Consider the following 15463-nt stretch of genomic DNA (forward strand, 5'->3'; position numbering starts at 1 on the left):
GCAAAAGAATGCGCGATTATTGTCGCGCCCCGCCGGCTTGGCAAGCGCCGCCGGCCAGACTGTCGGCGAGAAAATCCACCAGCAGCCTCACCTTGGGGCTGAGCTGGCGATTGTGCGGGTACAGCGCCCAGATGCCCTCCTCCGGCTCGGCGTAGTCGGCCAGCACCTCCACCAGCGCGCCGCTCTCCAGGTAGGCCGCCACGTAGTAATCGGGCAACTGCGCCAGGCCCATGCCCCGCACCGCGGCCTCGGCCAGCGGCGCGGCGGTGCTGCAGCGCATCCGGCCCTGCACCCGGAAGGTCTGCCGGCGGCCGTTCACCTGCAGATGCCAGCCGTCGTTGCCGATCTGCAGGCACTGGTGCTGCAGCAACTCCTGCGGCCGCCGCGGCGCGCCGTGGCGGGCCAGGTAGTCCGGCGACGCGCAGACGTGATGGCGCCGCTGCCCCAATTTGCGCGCCATCAGCGAGGAGTCGGTCAGGCGGCCTATCCGTATCGCCAGATCGTAGCCGTCGTGCACCAGGTCTTGCACCTGGTTGGACAGATCCAGGCTCACCTCCAGCAGCGGATAGCGCTGCATGAACTCCAGCACCAGCGGCGCGATATGGCTGTGGCCATAGGCCAGCGGCGCGGTCAGCTTCAGCTGGCCTTGCGGCTCGGCCTGCAACTGCGACACCGCCTGCTCGGCGTCCGCCAGCGACTCCAGCAACTGGCGGCAGTGCGTCAAATACAACTCGCCGGCCTCGGTCAGGCTGAGCTGGCGGGTGGTGCGGTACAGCAGCCGCGCGCCCAGCCTCTCTTCCAGCTGGCCCACCTGGCGGCTGACCTGGGCGATGGAGATGCCCAGCCGCCGGGCTGCCCGGGTAAAGCTGCCGCTATCGGCCACGGCGGCGAATTCCTGCATTCCTTCCCAACTGGCCATTTTTTCTCCATGGAAAAAATCATTTACCAATCTGGCCGATTATCGACAACCAGCAAAAAAATACAATGGTCGATTATCCAAATACCCGTCAACGTGGAAAAGGAATCGCTGATGAGCCAGGACATCATCCGCTGCAAGGCCGCCGTGGCCTGGGCCGCCGGTCAGCCGCTGAGTATTGAAGAAGTGGAAGTGCAGCCGCCTCGCGCTGGCGAGGTGCGGGTGAAAATGGTGGCTACCGGCGTGTGCCACACTGACGCCTTCACCCTGTCCGGCGAAGACCCGGAAGGCGTGTTTCCCTGCATCCTGGGCCATGAAGGCGGCGGCATCGTAGAATCCGTCGGCCCCGGCGTCAGCAGCGTGGCGGTGGGCGACCACGTGATTCCCCTCTACACCCCGGAATGCCGCGAGTGCAAATTCTGTCTGTCCGGCAAAACCAATCTGTGCCAGAAGATCCGCGCCACCCAGGGCAAGGGCCTGATGCCGGACGGCACCAGCCGCTTCTCCAAGGACGGCAAGCCCATCTACCACTACATGGGCACCTCCACTTTCAGCGAATACACGGTGCTGCCGGAAATCTCGCTGGCCAAGGTGAACAAGGCCGCGCCGCTGGAAGAAGTGTGCCTGCTGGGCTGCGGCGTCACCACCGGCATGGGCGCGGTGGTCAACACCGCCAAGGTCAAGGCCGGCGACAGCGTGGCCATCTTCGGCCTGGGCGGCATCGGCCTGTCCGCCATCATCGGCGCGCGCATGGCCGGCGCCGGCCGCATCATCGGCATCGACATCAACGAAGGCAAGTTCGAGCTGGCGAAGAAGCTGGGCGCCACCGACTGCGTCAACCCCAGCCATTTCGACAAGCCGATCCAGGATGTGATCGTGGAGATGACCGACGGCGGCGTCGATTTCTCCTTCGAGTGCATCGGCAACGTCAAGGTGATGCGCGCGGCGCTGGAATGCTGCCACAAGGGTTGGGGCGAATCGGTGATCATAGGCGTGGCCGGCGCCGGCCAGGAAATCTCCACCCGCCCGTTCCAGCTGGTGACCGGCCGGGTATGGCGCGGCTCCGCCTTCGGCGGCGTGCGCGGCCGCACCGAGCTGCCGGAATACGTGGAGCGCTATCTGAAGGGCGAATTCCGCCTGGACGACTTCATCACCCACACCATGCCGCTGGAGCGAGTCAACGAGGCCTTCGAGCTGATGCACGAGGGCAAGAGCATCCGTTCGGTGATCCATTACGCGCCGGAGCCGGCATGAGCGGGCTTGAGAAGATAGCCGACAACCTGGCCTTCGGCGGCCGCCAGCAGCAATGGCTGCACGACTCGGAAACGCTGTCCTGCCGGATGCGCTTCAGCGTGTACCTGCCGCCGGCGGCCGAGCACGGCAAGCTGCCGTGGCTGCTGTGGCTGTCCGGCCTCACCTGCACCGACGAGAACTTCAGCCACAAGGCCGGCGCGCAGCGGCTGGCGGCCGAGCTCGGCATCGCGCTGGTGATGCCGGACACCAGCCCGCGCGGCGAGAGCGTGGCCGACGATCCGGCCTACGATCTGGGCCAGGGCGCCGGCTTCTATCTCAACGCCGAGCGCGAGCCGTGGCGCGGCCACTACCGGATGTACGACTACGTCAGCCAGGAGCTGCCGGCGCTGTTGCGCCGCCATTTCCCGCTGAACGGCCGCTGCGCGATCGCCGGCCATTCGATGGGCGGCCACGGCGCGCTGGTCTGCGCTATGCGGCGGCCGCAGGACTACGTGTCGGCATCCGCCTTCAGCCCGATCTGCCAGCCCACCCAGGCGCCGTGGGGCCGCAAGGCCTTCGCCACCTACCTGGGCGACGACGAGGCGGCCTGGGCCGAATGGGACGCCAGCCTGCTGCTGGCCGAGCGCGGCTGCCCGCTGCCGCTCAGGGTGGACATCGGCCTGGCCGACGCCTTCCTGGCCGAGCAGCTGCGGCCGGACGCCCTGCAGCAGGCGGCGCGCCGCGGCGACGCGCGGCTGGAGCTGCACCGCCACGCCGGCTACGACCACAGCTACTATTTCGTCGCCAGCTTCATCGACGAGCACCTGCGTTTCCACGCCCGCCACCTGCTGGCCTGAGGCCGACCCAGGACGCAAAAAAAGCCAGGCTCGAGAGCCTGGCTTTTTTTTTGTTTGAGTCTGGTGGAGGGAGAAGGATTCGAACCTTCGAAGGCTTAGCCGCCGGATTTACAGTCCGGACCCGTTGACCGCTGGGGTAACCCCTCCAGAGCGGCGCATCTTATCGGCTCGCAATATAACTGTCAACACCTCGCGGCGCGCGAAAGCGCTTCGCGCCGGATCCCGCTTCCCGATCGATGCCTCCTCTGCCGGTCCGCCATCGAAACCGCAATCCGCATCGGCATGCCGTAGCGATGAGATTTGCGGCAAGAGCGATTCGGGCGCGATGCCCGTTCCCGCCCTTCACAGACGCTTACCCGCGCCGTTTTCTCCATGGAACGCCCTATTCAAGGCCAATGTCAGCAACATTGATGCATCGCTTCGTCGCCATCGGCTGATTCCCCTCCGCCGCCGGCTTCAAATCGGATGCCAGACCGCGGAAAAACGATGCATATTCCCAAGCCCGTTTCACGTCCCGCCCCTCAGCCCGCCAGGCTCGACAGCTTTCCGCTGTTCGAGAACCTGCCCCAGGATTTGATGCAGCATATCGAACGCCATGCCACGCCGGTCAACGGCAGGCAGAGCAAGCTGCTGTTCTTGCGAGGCGACACGGAAGAGTTCATCGCGCTGGTGCTGCAAGGCAACGTCTACCACACCCTGCAGGAACCGGACGGCCACGAGGTCATCATCGACCGCTCAGGCCCCGGAGAAATAGTCGGGGAAAGCGCGCTGCTGCACTTGAGCCGCCGAAACTGCACCGCGCAACTGAGCCGCGACTGCCGTCTGCTGCTGCTGGATCAGAAGCATTTCCGCGCCTTGCAAGACGCGCCTCAACTGATGTCCCGCATCCAGCAGCAACTGTGCCGACGGTTGCAGCGCATCAGCAACTTCGTCGAAACCGTCTGTCTTTATCGGCTGGAGGCCCGGTTGGCCAGGCATCTGTTGATGGAGATCGATCTTCGCGGCCATCCCGGCCCCAACGGCCCCATCCTGCTGCTGAACATGAACCAGGCCATACTCGCCTCCATGCTCAACGCCAGCCGCCCTCGGCTTAACGCGCAGCTTAAGCAATGGCAGCGCAGTGGGTTGATCCAGCTGTCCCGCCACATGCTGCAAGTCTGCGACCCGGTCCGACTCAGACAGATCGCCCAATACCCAGATAGGCAAATTAAATATTTTAAATGATAAAAATATTTAAATGTCACATCGGTAACTGAGCGGATTTCCCAGCTTCGCCATCCTGCAATCCCCATTGTCATGAACGGATGGCGACATGCTTAACCAAAACGTTGTTTCCTCCTCCAATCTTGGCCACTGTTTCGAGCCGGTCTGGCGAGAAATCCACGCCAAGCTGCAGCGCCGCGCCCGCCACTTGTGCAAAGGAGATATCCATCGCGCCGACGAGTTGCTGTCGGACACCGCCCTCAAGGTCCACCTTTACCTGCAGCACTCTCCGGAGCGCGTGCAAAACCTGGCCGGATTCCTGTTCCTGGCCCTGAATCACGCGTTTCTGGATTTTGTCCGCAGCCAACGCCGGGAGGGACGGGTGATCGATCCGGATTCCGACCTGGATAGCGCCCCTGTCCATGCCCACGCCGGCGGCACCCCCACCCCGGAACAGCAGCTTTCTTTGAAACAGCAGCTCGCCTGGATGGACACGGCGCTCGCTGGGCTTAAGCCGCAACAGCAATTATTGTTCAAGCTGAAGTTCGAGGAAGACCTGTCCTATTCGCAGATCGCCTCGCTGCTGGGAATCAACGAAGCGCTGGCGCGCAAACGGGTGGAACTGCTGCGCAAATCGCTGCGCAAGCGGATGGAGCGGTAATGTTCGCGCCGCGCCTTGCCCGCAAGGCGATCCTGATTCTCCATCCCGCGCGTTCGCGGGACAGGCGCGGCGCCATTCCGGCGACAACCCGGATTTGTAACGCAGGGAAATTTTCACAGGGCCCATAGCGGCGCGTCCGTATGGCAAGCGCATGGCGCCTCTTCCCCATCAACCGCGATTCAGGAGCAATCATGGCAGACACCACAGTCAATGGACAAATCACCGACGCCGTCACCCAGACCAACGTCAAAGTCGTGGCCGAAGCTCCTGCCCAGGCCATGGCCGCGCTGTACCAAGTAGCCAGCCACTCGGCCGGTTTGGCGCTGCAAAACTCGGTGCACAGCCAGCAGGCGCTGAACCAGATCAACAGCGCGGTGATTTCCAAGGCGGTGTCCATGATCCTCTCTGTCGGCGAGAAGGTCTGACGCCCCGCGTCAAGGAGAACTGAACCATGGACTGGAAAGGAATATTCGGTTTGAAAAAACCGGCGACACCCGCAACGCCGGCTGCCGACACCGCGCAACCGAGCCCGCAAGGCAGCGGCAGCCCGCCGCCCCAGACGGATGCCGGCGCGAAATCCGCGTCGGACAGCGGCGCGGCGGCAAGCCCCCGGCAAGAGCCGGCAGGCGCCTCCCCCTCCGGCGGGCAGGCTTCCGCCCGGCCGAGCGACGCGGCATCCGCCCCGCCCTCCGCCAACCCCTTGCGCGAATTCACCGCCAAGCTCGGCATCTCTCCGACCGGAAGCGGGGACACCTCGGCGTTGAATAGCCAAATCGTGCAGGCGGTGCAGCTGACCAACAGCGAAACCGCCGCTTACGCCAGCAACCAGATCGCGGTCGCGCCCAACATGATGATCACCCAGGCCAGCGGCCTGGTGGCGCAAGCCGGCGCCAACTACTTCGACGGCGCCAGCAAACTGGCTCTCGCCAGCAAAAGCGTGCTGTTGAAAAACATGACTGAGAAGTTCGCCGCGGAGGACTTGAAGGGCGCCGCGGAAGACGCGCTGGGCATACTGATCACCGACCTGCTGGTCGGCACCGCCGCCGCGGCGGCGGCCGCCGCCGGCGCGATAGAAGCCGAAGCGGCGCACTTCGCCCTGGACAGGATAGACGAGAGTTTGAGCAAATATCAGGACTTGCTGGACAAACGCGGCGGTTGAGGGCGCCCTTCCGGCCGGCCTCAACGCCGGCGCGGAGCCCGCCGGCGACCTCCTCATCCGGAGCGTCCCACCGCCGCTCCGCGGCGCGCATCCGTCCTGCCCCGCCTCACAAACCGGCGGTTTGCGCGTCCAGCCATGAATACCTCCCTCAGCCAAACCGCCATGAGCCTGCCAGACCCAACGGACGCCCCCCGCGGCCCTCTCCCTGGGCTAAGCAAAAGTCCAGTGCATCTGCTGTCCGCCCTCGTCGCGCTGGCCACGGACAAGCTGTGGGACACGATACTGCCGGACATGGCCAGGCTTCTGCCTCCGCTGGAAAAGGAACGGTTTTTTCTGTGCGCCGGCCTGCTGCTGCTGGGCCTCATCACCCTCAGCGCCACCCTGACCCAACGCTGGGTGGACAGGGATGGGCTTGGCGTGGCCCTGGCCAAAGGGCTAGCCATGGGCATCCTGGCCGGTCTGCCATACTCATTTGGTTCCACCGCACTAGGGCTGATCTTCATCGGCTGGTCAGGCATCAACGAATTGCAGAAGTTTGAGCAGTGAATCTCATCGTCCCCCTGGAGAGTCAAACCATGCATCCAACACGCAATGCGTTCATCCGCCTGTCGCGCGCCGCGGCGTTGCTGGCGGCGCTGGCCTCAGGCCAGGCGCTGGCGGCAAGCGCGCCGCCACTGCCCGCGCTGGGCGCCGATCCCAAACAAAACACGGTATCCGGCCTCTCATCCGGCGCCTTCATGGCGGCCCAATACAGCGTCACCTATTCAGCCAGCGTAGCCGGCGCCGGCATCGTCGCCGGCGGCCCGTTCTATTGCGCCGGCCTGAACAAGCTGGGCGGCGCAGACCGCTTCATGCTGACCGCCAGCAATCAATGCATGCGGCCGCAAGGCGCTGCGCCCTCCGGCGCGGCCGCCTGGAAGGAGGCGCAGCAGTTCGCCCGGGACGGCGCCATCGACCCGGTGGACAACATCAAGCGCCAGCGGCTGTATATCTTCACCGGCGCGTCCGACAGCGTGGTCTATCCCAAGGTGGTGGCCCAGACGCGCGCCTTTTACCTGAACGCTGGCGTGCCGGAATCGCAGATACGCTACGTGGACACCGTCAATGCCGGCCACGCGCTGCTCACCTCCAACCCGGGGGACGAAGCCTGTCCCGTCAACGTGTCGCCCGCCGCCGGCAGCACCAAGACCAATCTCAACAACTGCGGCTTCATGCAATCGCAAGACATCCTGCGCCAACTGTACGGCAACGACCTGAAGCCGCCGGAGGCCAAATTGTCCGGCGAACTGCTGGACTTCGACCAGACCGAATTCTCCCAGAGCCGCTACACCGGTTTGTCCGACATCGGCCATGTCTACGTCCCGGCGGCTTGCCGCAAGCAGAGCTGCCGCGTGCACGTGGTATTCCACGGCTGCACTCAGGAAGACAGCCGCATCGGCAACCGCTACTACACCAGCACCGGCTACAACCAGATGGCCGACCGCAACCGCATCATCGTGCTGTACCCGCAGATCCGCACCGACCCCAAGCGCAACCCGCAAGGTTGCTGGGACTTCTGGGGCTATAGCAGCAAGGATCCGGTCCGGCCCGACTTCTACGCCCGAACCGCGCCGCAGATGTCCGCCATCCGCGCGATGGTGGAGCGTCTGGACAGCCCTCTCCAATGAAAAGGAAACTCGATATGGAAGCGCATCCGCTGAACGCCTGGCTGCAAAACGGCGAAACCGGCTGGCAAGCCTGGCACCCGATGTTCCGCCAATTCTTTTTCGCCGGCATCCCCGCCCACGACGACTGGAAAGGCAGGCTGCAAACCGGACTGGAACAGCGCCAGCGGCTGGATGAATGGCAGCAAGGCGAAAGCAGCCAATGGCGGCAAGCATGGCGTCAGCATATTGACGCCGACGGCTGGCTCGACTATTGCCAGCAATGCCAGGACATCAGCCAGCAATTCGGCCATCAGTTGCTGAACTGGCAGTTGAAGCTGATCACCTTGTGGCGGGAGCAAAGCTACGAACTGCTGCGCAATCTGCTGGACTCCCGCGGCGGCGCCGACGACCTGCTGGCCGTCAACGCGCTGCACCAGCGCGCCCGGCAAAACATGGGCGTGCACCAGGAGGATCTGCAACAGCTGCTGACCGGCTTCTCCCCCGCCCTGCTCGATTCCCTGCGGCAATTCCTGGCGCCCAAGTCCGAGTCGCCAACCAACTGATCCGCGCCGCCGGCCGCCCCCCGCGGCCGGTTTCCGCCTCCCGCTTCACAAGCGGCCTTCCCGCTCGTCCTGCTGTCAGCCCGCAGGCAACGCCTCGCGCGCCGATTTCCCATCCATTCCGTCCGGAGAAACGCCATGCATGACGCCCCTCGCCATCCGAACTCCCCGCCTGCCCGTCGCCTGGGCAAGACCAGACCCGCCAGCGCCGCTTCGCGCCGCCGTTGCAACGGCCTCCCCGCGCTGCGCGTCCAAGTCCGAGGAGATCGCAATGGCTGACGACACGCTCCACCCCGACTTGCGCCAGATCTCGGAACAATATCTGGGCAGGGCGCTGCAAGCGGAAGAAATGGAACAGCTGCTCGCCCTGCAGCAAAACATTCAAAGCCAGCCTCCCGCGCCTCTGGGCGCCGCCCAGCAAGCGAAACAGCAAGCGCAGCTGGCGATCACCCAAAACCAGGCCAAGGCCGGATCCAGCGTGAAGGAGATCCTTCAGGCGATTCAGACCGGCTCCGCCAAGGCGCTGCAAGTGCAGGAAACCGAAGAGCAGGCGATTCTCAAGCTGCTGGAGAGCAGCAAGACCCTGGCCGAATTGCGCCCCGCGGCATTGCAGCAGGGCGGCGCCGGCCTGCGGCCGAGCACCCAGCTGGTCATGGCGCAGATCGGCGAACAACTAACCAAGCTGGCGCGCGCGGAAGTGAAAACATGCTTCGAGCAATACTTCGGCCCGCTGAATCAGCAACTGCAGATGCTGGTGGCCCGCATGGAGGCGAAAGAGCGCGCCGCCGCCCTCAACGCGCCCGCAGCAACCGCCCCCGGCATCGAACCGCCCGCCCCATCTCCGGGCATGCCGCCTGACGCGCAAGAGATTCACAAGCCGATCGACTAGGCGTCCATTCAGCAGCGCGAACGGTCGACGGCCAGTCGATAATCCCGCCCCGATCCTCGCGCGCTCTCAATCCAACCTGAAGGAGGCAACACATGGCCACTATCGTGAACGAGCAAATCACCGATGCCGTCACCCAAACCAACGTCAAGGTACTGGCCGAGTCCCCGGCCATGGCGATGGGCTCCATCTTCCAGACCATGGCCCACTCCACCGGCATCCTGTTCGAGAACGCCACCTCGGCGCAGCAGCAACAAAACACGCTGGCGCAAAGCGCCGCCAACATGGGCGTGATGCAGATCTACAGCCTGGATACGATGGCGGGCGCCGCCGGCACCGAAAAAATGTCGCAGGCCGGCATCGCCGACAACCTGACCAGCCTGTTGACCGTGCTGCAGTCCTTCCGCCGCTAATCGCCCTCTTCCCGAAACAAGGAGTCACGTAAATGGCAACCACCGTCAATCCGCAGATCACCGACGCCGTCACCCAAACCAACGTCAAGGTGCTCGCCGAATCGCCCGCCATGGCGATGGGCTCCATCTTCCAGACCATGGCCCACTCCACCGGCATCCTGTTCGAAAACGCCATCTCGTCGCAGCAACAGCAAAACACGCTGGCCCAAAGCTCCACCAATATGGGCGTGATGCAGGTGTACAGCATGGACACCATGGCAGGGGCCGCCGGCACCGAAAAAGTCGGCCAGGGCGGCATCGCCGACAACCTGACCAGCCTGCTGACCGTGCTGCAAAGCTACCAACGCTAATCCCCCACCCATAAACCAGGAGCAGTGAAATGGCACTAGACCAAATCACCGACGCCGTCACCCAATCCAACGTGAAAGTGCTCGGCGAAGCGCCCGCCATGGCGATGGGTTCCATCTACCAGACCATGGCCCACTCCACCGGCATTCTGTTCCAGAACGCCGTGGCGGCCCAGCAGCAACAAAACACGCTGGCTCAAGCGGCGGCCAACCAGGGCATCATGCAGATCTACAGCCTGAATACCATGGCCGGCGCCGCCGCCACCGAAAAAGTCGGCCAGGGCGGCATTGCCGACAACCTGACCAGCCTGTTGACCGTGCTGCAAAGCTTCATGCGCTGATTCCCGTCCCGCCCTCACGCTGACGTCCCTCGCCCCGGCGACGGGACGTTTTTTTTCATCGCGAAGCAGCCGGCCACCGCCTCTATCGCCGCCCTCACCCGCGCCACCCGCTGCAAATCCGGATGCAATACCAGCCACATGTCCACCGGATCCACCCGATCCGGCCACACCCGCTCCAGCCCGGCGTCCTGATCGGCGATGAAGCAGGACAGCATGGCGATGCCCATGCCGGCCAGCGCCGCCTGCCGCAGGGCCAGCTGCGAATTGGCCTGCAGCGCGATGCGCGCCTGGTCCACGCTTTCGCCGCACAGCCGCTGCCAGTGGCGCGGCACGGTGTCGCGCGGGAACATCAGCAGCTCGTGGCCGGCGAAGCCGTCGCCGGGCTGCGGCCGCCCGCGCCGCGCCAGGTAGTCCGGCGACGCGTACAGGCTCATGTCGATGGCGGCCAGCTTGCGCACCAGCACCTCGCCCTTGTCCGGCCGCAGGCTGCGGATGGCGAAATCCACCTCGCCGGCCGCCACGTCGCTGAGCGACAAGCCGGTCAGCAGCGTGAACTCCAGCTCAGGATGCCGCCGCGACAGCTCGGCCAGCGCCGGAATGACGAAAGCCTCGGCCACAGTGTCGGTGGCGGCGATGCGCACCGGCCCGGCCAGCTGGCGGTCGCTGTGCGCGGCCTTGCGGCTGAAGGCGTCGGCGGCGGCTTCCATTCGCTCGGCGTCGGCCAGCAGCATCGCGCCGGACTCGCTCAGCTGGTAGCCCTGCGGCGTGCGCAAAAACAGCCGTCCGCCGATCTCGGCCTCGAAGGCCTGCAGGCGCCGGCCCACCGTGGCCTGGTCCACGCCCAACTGCTGCGCGGCGGCGCGCAGCGTGCCCGCGCGGACGAGTGTCAAAAAATAACGGGCGTTGTCCCAGTTCATTTTGCGCCTGCCTGCTACTGAATAGATGCGAAATTGCATCACCATTCATCATATTTGTCTATTTTTTCGCATTATGTTCTCGCCTAGCATGGCCGGCATGTTTCTTCCGAAGACTTCATCCATGTCCGACTCCAAGCCAATCCAGACCGGCCTGCCCACCCTGCTGGCGCTCAGCGCCGGCATGTTCATGGCGGTGCTGGACACCAATATCGTCAACCTGGCGCTGCCCGCGCTGCAACGCAGCCTGAACGCCAGCCTCAGCCAGCTCACCTGGATCGTGGACGCCTACGCGCTGGGCTTCGCCGGCCTGATGCTCAGCGCCGGCTGGCTGGCCGACCGCTTCGGCCCCAGGCGGATGCTGGCCTGGGGGCTGGCTCTGTTCGTGCTGGCCTCGCTGCTGTGCGGACTGGCGCCCGGCGCGCAAACGCTGATCCTCTTCCGGCTGCTGCAAGGCATGGCCGCCGCGCTGTTCATCCCCAGCTCGCTCGGCCTGCTGCGCCACGCCTTTCCCCATCCCGCCGAGCGCGCGCGCGCCGTCGGCCTGTACGGCGGCCTGTCCGCCAGCGCCGCGGCGGCGGGTCCGGTGCTGGGCGGCCTGCTGCTGGGGCCGCTGGGCTGGCGCGGCGCTTTCCTGATCAATGTGCCCATTGGCCTCGCCGCCTTGCTGGCCATCCCCTTCGTGGTGCCGTTCCGGGAGGCGTCGCCGTCCCGCGGCGCGGACCTGCCGGGCCAGGCCGCCGGCATGCTGACGCTGTCGCTGGCCAGCTACGCGCTGATCGAGGGGCCGCGCCTGCCGGCTCCCGTCCTGCTCGCCCTGTTGCTGGCCGTCGCCGCCAGCGGCCGGCTGTTCTGGCGGCTGGAGCAAGCCAACCCGCAGGCGATGGTGCCGCCGGCGCTGTTCCGCCATCCGGCCTTCGCCGCCGCCAACTGGGTGGGCTTCGCCATCGGCGTCGCCTATTTCGGCAGCCTGCTGCTGCTCAGCCTCTATCTGCAGCAAGGTCTGGGCCTGGACGCGCTGCATGCCGGCCTGGCCATGCTGCCGCTGGCCGCCTGCCTGATCGCCGGCAACATCGTCGCCGGACGCCTGTTGCCGAGATTGGGCGCCCGCCGCCAGATGCGCGGCGGCCTGCTGCTCTCCGCCGCCGGCTACCTGCTGCTGGCCCTCGCCGACGGCCATGCGCTGGCCTGGTCGCTGCTGGCCATGCTGCCGCTGGCGCTGGGCACCGCGCTCGCCATCGCGCCGATGACCGCCACCGTGCTGGAAAGCGCGCCGCCGCAGCTGTCCGGCACCGCATCCGCCGTGCTGAACGCCATCCGCCAGACCGGCGCCCTGGTCGGCACCGCCGGCGCGGCGCTGGTGGTGGGCCACAGCGCCGATCCGCGCCAGGCGCTGCCGCTTGGCCTCGGCCTGGCCGCGCTGGCGACGCTGGGCGCGGCCTGGGCGGCCAGCCGGATTCCCGCCGCGGAACGGGAGGCGTCGCCGCTCGCGGCGACGCGCTGACCGCGATGTCAAAACATCACGCGCCGCGCCTCCGCCTCCCAATGCCGGCGCCGGCTGAGGCGGCAGCGCATGGTGATCTCACGTTGAAACAGCCACGGGTATAAACGGTAGAGGTAACGCATCGCACGGCTCGCTTTCTGAGTACGGTTGAGATGCGTGTTAGGATAGTTTTCGAATCCTTGCGAATAAACGCGCAATTTCGGAAAGATTGTCCCGATATGAAAACAATGCCCTCGCCAGACAACCTATTGGCCTTCGACGCGCTGGCGCGCGCCGGCAGCTTCACCGCCGCCGCCGATCTGCTGGATTGCCACAAAAGCCTGGTCAGCGCGCGGATCAAGGAGCTGGAACGGGAAATGGGCGCGGCGCTGGTGCTGCGCACCACGCGCAAGGTGGCGCTGACCGAGGCCGGCGAACGGCTGCGCCCGCACGCGGCCAGGCTGCGGGAGACGGTGGCTCAGGCGCGGATGGCGGTGGACGAAACGCAAAGCGACGTCGAAGGCCCGCTGACGGTCAGCACCACCTCGTCGCTGGCCCAGCACGTGCTGGGCCCGGCGCTGAGCGAGCTCGCCGCCTCGCACCCCGGCTTGCAGCTGTCGCTGGAAGTGAACAACCGGCTGCAGGACCCGGTGGCCGATGTGCTGGACTTCTGCCTGCGCTCGGCGCGCTCCCACGCCATTCACGACGACAGGCTGGTGGCGCGGCTGGCCGGCTACGCCAGCGAGAATCTGTACGCGTCGCCGGCCTACCTGGCCCGCCACCCGGCCATCCGCCAGCCCGCCGACCTGGCCGCGCACCGGCTGCTGGTGATGGAGTCCGAACAGCGCGGCGGACTCAAGCTCACGCGCGGCGAACAGCTGCTTTCCCAGCCGACCGGCGCGCTTTTCTACCTGAACGACTATCCGCTGCGAACCCATCTGGCGCTGAAAGGGCACGGCATCACGATGCTGGCTGATTACGCGGTGCAAAGCCATCTGCGCGACGGCGAGCTGACGCGGGTGCTGCCTGAATGGCATTGCGACTATTGGCCGATCTACCTGGTCCACCCGTTCCGCGCGCCGCTGACGCGCAAATACCAGACCTTCATCGATTTCGTGCTGCCGCGCGTCGCAGCCGCGCTGCCGGAAAACCAGATGGATCAGGCCGGCCGCGCCAGCATCACCCGGTAAAACTCGACAAAGGCGCGCGCCGCCGCCGGCGCGTGGCGGCCCGGCGGAAACACCGCGTAGACGCCGCCCTTGGGCAAGGTCCATTGCGGCAACAGATGGACCAGCCGGCCCTGGCGCAGATCCTCCTGCACGCTGAACGAATCCAGCACCGACATCCCCGCCCCCGCCAGCAGCAGCGAACGCAGCGAGGCGGCGGAATCCACCTTGATCCGCGCGCGCATCCTCACCGTCTCCTCCTCGCCGCCCGCGACGGAAAACCGCCAGGTCAGCGGCGTCTTCAGCAGCGTCAGCGCCACCCAGTCGTGCCCCGCCAGCTCGCCGGGATGCGCCGGCATGCCCCGATCGCGCAGATAGGCCGGCGACGCCACCAGCTGCTGGGCGAACTCCCCCAGCTTCAGCGCCCTGAGCGAGGAATCGCGCAGCGTGCCCAGGCGGATGGCCAGGTCCATCCCCTCCGCCACCAGGTCCACCATGCGGTCTATGGCGTGCAGCTCCAGCTGCAAGCCGGGATGCCGGCGGATGAATTGCGTGGCCGCCGGCACCACCGATTCCGCCATATGGCTGACCGGCGCGGTCAGCCGCAGCGTGCCGGACAACGCCGCCGCGCCGTGTCCGGCCTGCAGCAGCGCGTCGCGCAGGGCCGCCAGCGCCGGCTGCGCGTCCAGGTACAAGGCCTGGCCGGCCTCGGTCAGCTTCACCCGCCGCGTGGTGCGGGTGAACAGCGTCGCGCCCAGCTGCGCCTCCAGCCGGCCCACCTGCAGGCTGACGTTGGCCTTGGTCATTCCCAGCCGCTCGGCGGCGGCGGTGAAGCCGCCTGCCTCCGCCACCGCCACGAAGATCTGCAGCCCTTCCAGATTGCCCTCTACGCCTCGCGCCATATCGACTGTCAATTTTTCAATAACAATCAATTATGGTTTCAGCCGTTTATCAGATCAATCGAAAAGCGCATCATGCATTCCATCAGCGCTGCGACGCGGCGCCTCAATCCGATATCAAACCAGGAGTCTCACCATGAAAATCGCACTGATCGGCGCCAGCGGCTATGTCGGTTCCGCCCTGTTGAAAGAAGCCCTGTCCCGCGGCCACCACGTCACCGCGCTGGTTTCCCGCCCGGAACGCATCGAAGCGCAAGCCAACCTGACCGCCGCCAAGGTCGACGTGCAGGACAGCGCCCAGCTGGCCGAACAACTGAAAGGCTTCGACGCCGTGCTCAGCGCCTTCAGCGGCCACGCCCAGGCCGAACAGCTCGACTACTTCGTCAAAGGCATCCGCTCCATCATCGCCGCGGCCAAGGCCGTCCAGGCTCCGCGCCTGTTGGTGGTCGGCGGCGCCGGCAGCCTGGAAGTGGCCCCCGGCGTGCAGCTGGTGGACACTCCGGAATTCCCGGAACAATGGAAGGCCTCGGCGCTGGGCGCCCGCGAAGCGCTGAACCTGCTGCGCGCCGAAACCGAGCTGAACTGGACGCTGCTGAGCCCGTCGGCGATGCTGCAGCCGGGCCAGCGCACCGGCCAGTTCCGCCTGGGCAAGGACCAGCTGCTGGTCGATGCCGAAGGCAACAGCCACATCTCGGTGGAAGACTACGCCGTCGCCATGATCGACGAGCTGGAAAAAGGCGAGCACCAGCGCAGCCGCTTCACCGTCGGCTACTGATCGC

Annotated in this window: 19 protein-coding genes and 1 tRNA gene; 16 read left to right on the forward strand and 4 right to left on the reverse strand. The window is 66.0% G+C overall.

Features of this window, described 5'->3' with window-relative positions:
• Positions 1 to 16: 16 nt before the first annotated feature.
• Positions 17 to 919 (reverse strand): LysR substrate-binding domain-containing protein, encoded by a 903-nt coding sequence (locus BKX93_RS11665; RefSeq protein WP_046167635.1) that lies wholly within the window; start codon positions 917 to 919, stop codon positions 17 to 19.
• A 111-nt stretch (positions 920 to 1030) separates the two neighbouring features.
• Here BKX93_RS11665 and BKX93_RS11670 point away from each other — a divergent pair, with 111 nt between their 5' ends.
• Both BKX93_RS11670 and fghA read left to right on the forward strand, forming a co-directional pair.
• A complete protein-coding gene (locus BKX93_RS11670; RefSeq protein ID WP_070979914.1) occupies positions 1031 to 2170 on the forward strand; it encodes an S-(hydroxymethyl)glutathione dehydrogenase/class III alcohol dehydrogenase in 1140 nt (379 codons plus the stop codon).
• Positions 2167 to 3006 carry an S-formylglutathione hydrolase gene (gene fghA / locus BKX93_RS11675; RefSeq protein WP_070979916.1) on the forward strand — a complete coding sequence of 280 codons (840 nt, stop codon included), beginning with the start codon at positions 2167 to 2169 and terminating at the stop codon, positions 3004 to 3006. The genes BKX93_RS11670 and fghA overlap by 4 nt, the downstream gene beginning before the upstream one ends.
• A 61-nt stretch (positions 3007 to 3067) precedes the next feature.
• Here the strand turns inward: fghA and BKX93_RS11680 are convergent.
• Positions 3068 to 3153 (reverse strand) — tRNA-Tyr (locus tag BKX93_RS11680).
• 339 nt (positions 3154 to 3492) lie between these two features.
• Between BKX93_RS11680 and BKX93_RS11685 the strand changes: the two genes are divergently transcribed.
• From BKX93_RS11685 to BKX93_RS11735, 11 genes are all read left to right on the forward strand, one after another.
• On the forward strand, positions 3493 to 4230 hold the full coding sequence (locus tag BKX93_RS11685; RefSeq protein ID WP_046167637.1) for a Crp/Fnr family transcriptional regulator: 738 nt from the start codon (positions 3493 to 3495) through the stop codon (positions 4228 to 4230).
• 88 nt (positions 4231 to 4318) lie between these two features.
• Positions 4319 to 4870: an RNA polymerase sigma factor gene (locus BKX93_RS11690; RefSeq protein ID WP_046156124.1), complete on the forward strand. Its 552-nt coding sequence runs from the start codon at positions 4319 to 4321 to the stop codon at positions 4868 to 4870.
• A 191-nt stretch (positions 4871 to 5061) separates the two neighbouring features.
• The gene (locus tag BKX93_RS11695; protein ID WP_021476918.1) at positions 5062 to 5295 is read left to right on the forward strand and encodes a RebB family R body protein; all 234 of its coding nucleotides are present in this window, start codon (positions 5062 to 5064) and stop codon (positions 5293 to 5295) included.
• A 26-nt stretch (positions 5296 to 5321) separates the two neighbouring features.
• Entirely contained in the window at positions 5322 to 6029 is a 708-nt protein-coding gene (locus BKX93_RS25515; RefSeq protein ID WP_046167638.1) for a hypothetical protein, read from the forward strand.
• A 225-nt stretch (positions 6030 to 6254) separates the two neighbouring features.
• Positions 6255 to 6575 carry a hypothetical protein gene (locus tag BKX93_RS11705; RefSeq protein WP_046156122.1) on the forward strand — a complete coding sequence of 107 codons (321 nt, stop codon included), beginning with the start codon at positions 6255 to 6257 and terminating at the stop codon, positions 6573 to 6575.
• Between the two features lie 29 nt (positions 6576 to 6604).
• Positions 6605 to 7696, forward strand: coding sequence for an extracellular catalytic domain type 2 short-chain-length polyhydroxyalkanoate depolymerase (locus tag BKX93_RS11710; RefSeq protein WP_070979918.1), 1092 nt, complete (start codon positions 6605 to 6607; stop codon positions 7694 to 7696).
• Positions 7697 to 7710: 14 nt separating this feature from the next.
• On the forward strand, positions 7711 to 8238 hold the full coding sequence (locus tag BKX93_RS11715) for a hypothetical protein (protein WP_070979919.1): 528 nt from the start codon (positions 7711 to 7713) through the stop codon (positions 8236 to 8238).
• Positions 8239 to 8506: 268 nt separating this feature from the next.
• Positions 8507 to 9124 (forward strand): hypothetical protein, encoded by a 618-nt coding sequence (locus tag BKX93_RS11720; RefSeq protein ID WP_052729171.1) that lies wholly within the window; start codon positions 8507 to 8509, stop codon positions 9122 to 9124.
• Positions 9125 to 9216: 92 nt separating this feature from the next.
• On the forward strand, positions 9217 to 9534 hold the full coding sequence (locus BKX93_RS11725; RefSeq protein WP_046156119.1) for a RebB family R body protein: 318 nt from the start codon (positions 9217 to 9219) through the stop codon (positions 9532 to 9534).
• 32 nt (positions 9535 to 9566) lie between these two features.
• Positions 9567 to 9884: a RebB family R body protein gene (locus BKX93_RS11730; RefSeq protein WP_021476925.1), complete on the forward strand. Its 318-nt coding sequence runs from the start codon at positions 9567 to 9569 to the stop codon at positions 9882 to 9884.
• A gap of 29 nt (positions 9885 to 9913) precedes the next feature.
• Positions 9914 to 10222, forward strand: a complete 309-nt coding sequence (locus BKX93_RS11735) for a RebB family R body protein (protein ID WP_021476926.1) — start codon at positions 9914 to 9916, stop codon at positions 10220 to 10222.
• 14 nt (positions 10223 to 10236) lie between these two features.
• Here the strand turns inward: BKX93_RS11735 and BKX93_RS11740 are convergent, their stop codons facing one another.
• The gene (locus tag BKX93_RS11740) at positions 10237 to 11139 is read right to left on the reverse strand and encodes a LysR family transcriptional regulator (protein WP_046156118.1); all 903 of its coding nucleotides are present in this window, start codon (positions 11137 to 11139) and stop codon (positions 10237 to 10239) included.
• Positions 11140 to 11260: 121 nt separating this feature from the next.
• Here BKX93_RS11740 and BKX93_RS11745 point away from each other — a divergent pair, with 121 nt between their 5' ends.
• Both BKX93_RS11745 and BKX93_RS11750 read left to right on the forward strand, forming a co-directional pair.
• Positions 11261 to 12640, forward strand: coding sequence for an MFS transporter (locus BKX93_RS11745; RefSeq protein ID WP_070979921.1), 1380 nt, complete (start codon positions 11261 to 11263; stop codon positions 12638 to 12640).
• Positions 12641 to 12858: 218 nt separating this feature from the next.
• Positions 12859 to 13809 carry a LysR family transcriptional regulator gene (locus BKX93_RS11750; RefSeq protein WP_046167640.1) on the forward strand — a complete coding sequence of 317 codons (951 nt, stop codon included), beginning with the start codon at positions 12859 to 12861 and terminating at the stop codon, positions 13807 to 13809.
• Here the strand turns inward: BKX93_RS11750 and BKX93_RS11755 are convergent.
• Positions 13779 to 14687, reverse strand: coding sequence for a LysR family transcriptional regulator (locus BKX93_RS11755; protein ID WP_070979923.1), 909 nt, complete (start codon positions 14685 to 14687; stop codon positions 13779 to 13781). The two genes, BKX93_RS11750 and BKX93_RS11755, sit on opposite strands and share 31 nt — an antisense overlap.
• Before the next feature lie 133 nt (positions 14688 to 14820).
• Between BKX93_RS11755 and BKX93_RS11760 the strand changes: the two genes are divergently transcribed.
• Positions 14821 to 15459, forward strand: a complete 639-nt coding sequence (locus tag BKX93_RS11760; RefSeq protein WP_070979925.1) for an NAD(P)-dependent oxidoreductase — start codon at positions 14821 to 14823, stop codon at positions 15457 to 15459.
• The last annotated feature ends 4 nt before the right edge of the window (positions 15460 to 15463 follow it).

Source organism: Chromobacterium vaccinii (assembly GCF_001855275.1).
Classification (GTDB): domain Bacteria; phylum Pseudomonadota; class Gammaproteobacteria; order Burkholderiales; family Chromobacteriaceae; genus Chromobacterium; species Chromobacterium vaccinii.

Bases quoted from the DNA above. Each gene is read 5' to 3' on its own strand.
- BKX93_RS11665 (WP_046167635.1), bottom strand. From the start codon at position 919: ATGGCCAGTTGGGAAGGAATGCAGGAATTCGCCGCCGTGGCCGATAGC.
- BKX93_RS11670 (WP_070979914.1), top strand. From the start codon at position 1,031: ATGAGCCAGGACATCATCCGCTGCAAGGCCGCCGTGGCCTGGGCCGCC.
- fghA (WP_070979916.1), top strand. From the start codon at position 2,167: ATGAGCGGGCTTGAGAAGATAGCCGACAACCTGGCCTTCGGCGGCCGC.
- BKX93_RS11685 (WP_046167637.1), top strand. From the start codon at position 3,493: ATGCATATTCCCAAGCCCGTTTCACGTCCCGCCCCTCAGCCCGCCAGG.
- BKX93_RS11690 (WP_046156124.1), top strand. From the start codon at position 4,319: ATGCTTAACCAAAACGTTGTTTCCTCCTCCAATCTTGGCCACTGTTTC.
- BKX93_RS11695 (WP_021476918.1), top strand. From the start codon at position 5,062: ATGGCAGACACCACAGTCAATGGACAAATCACCGACGCCGTCACCCAG.
- BKX93_RS25515 (WP_046167638.1), top strand. From the start codon at position 5,322: ATGGACTGGAAAGGAATATTCGGTTTGAAAAAACCGGCGACACCCGCA.
- BKX93_RS11710 (WP_070979918.1), top strand. From the start codon at position 6,605: ATGCATCCAACACGCAATGCGTTCATCCGCCTGTCGCGCGCCGCGGCG.
- BKX93_RS11715 (WP_070979919.1), top strand. From the start codon at position 7,711: ATGGAAGCGCATCCGCTGAACGCCTGGCTGCAAAACGGCGAAACCGGC.
- BKX93_RS11720 (WP_052729171.1), top strand. From the start codon at position 8,507: ATGGCTGACGACACGCTCCACCCCGACTTGCGCCAGATCTCGGAACAA.
- BKX93_RS11725 (WP_046156119.1), top strand. From the start codon at position 9,217: ATGGCCACTATCGTGAACGAGCAAATCACCGATGCCGTCACCCAAACC.
- BKX93_RS11730 (WP_021476925.1), top strand. From the start codon at position 9,567: ATGGCAACCACCGTCAATCCGCAGATCACCGACGCCGTCACCCAAACC.
- BKX93_RS11735 (WP_021476926.1), top strand. From the start codon at position 9,914: ATGGCACTAGACCAAATCACCGACGCCGTCACCCAATCCAACGTGAAA.
- BKX93_RS11740 (WP_046156118.1), bottom strand. From the start codon at position 11,139: ATGAACTGGGACAACGCCCGTTATTTTTTGACACTCGTCCGCGCGGGC.
- BKX93_RS11745 (WP_070979921.1), top strand. From the start codon at position 11,261: ATGTCCGACTCCAAGCCAATCCAGACCGGCCTGCCCACCCTGCTGGCG.
- BKX93_RS11750 (WP_046167640.1), top strand. From the start codon at position 12,859: ATGAAAACAATGCCCTCGCCAGACAACCTATTGGCCTTCGACGCGCTG.
- BKX93_RS11755 (WP_070979923.1), bottom strand. From the start codon at position 14,687: ATGGCGCGAGGCGTAGAGGGCAATCTGGAAGGGCTGCAGATCTTCGTG.
- BKX93_RS11760 (WP_070979925.1), top strand. From the start codon at position 14,821: ATGAAAATCGCACTGATCGGCGCCAGCGGCTATGTCGGTTCCGCCCTG.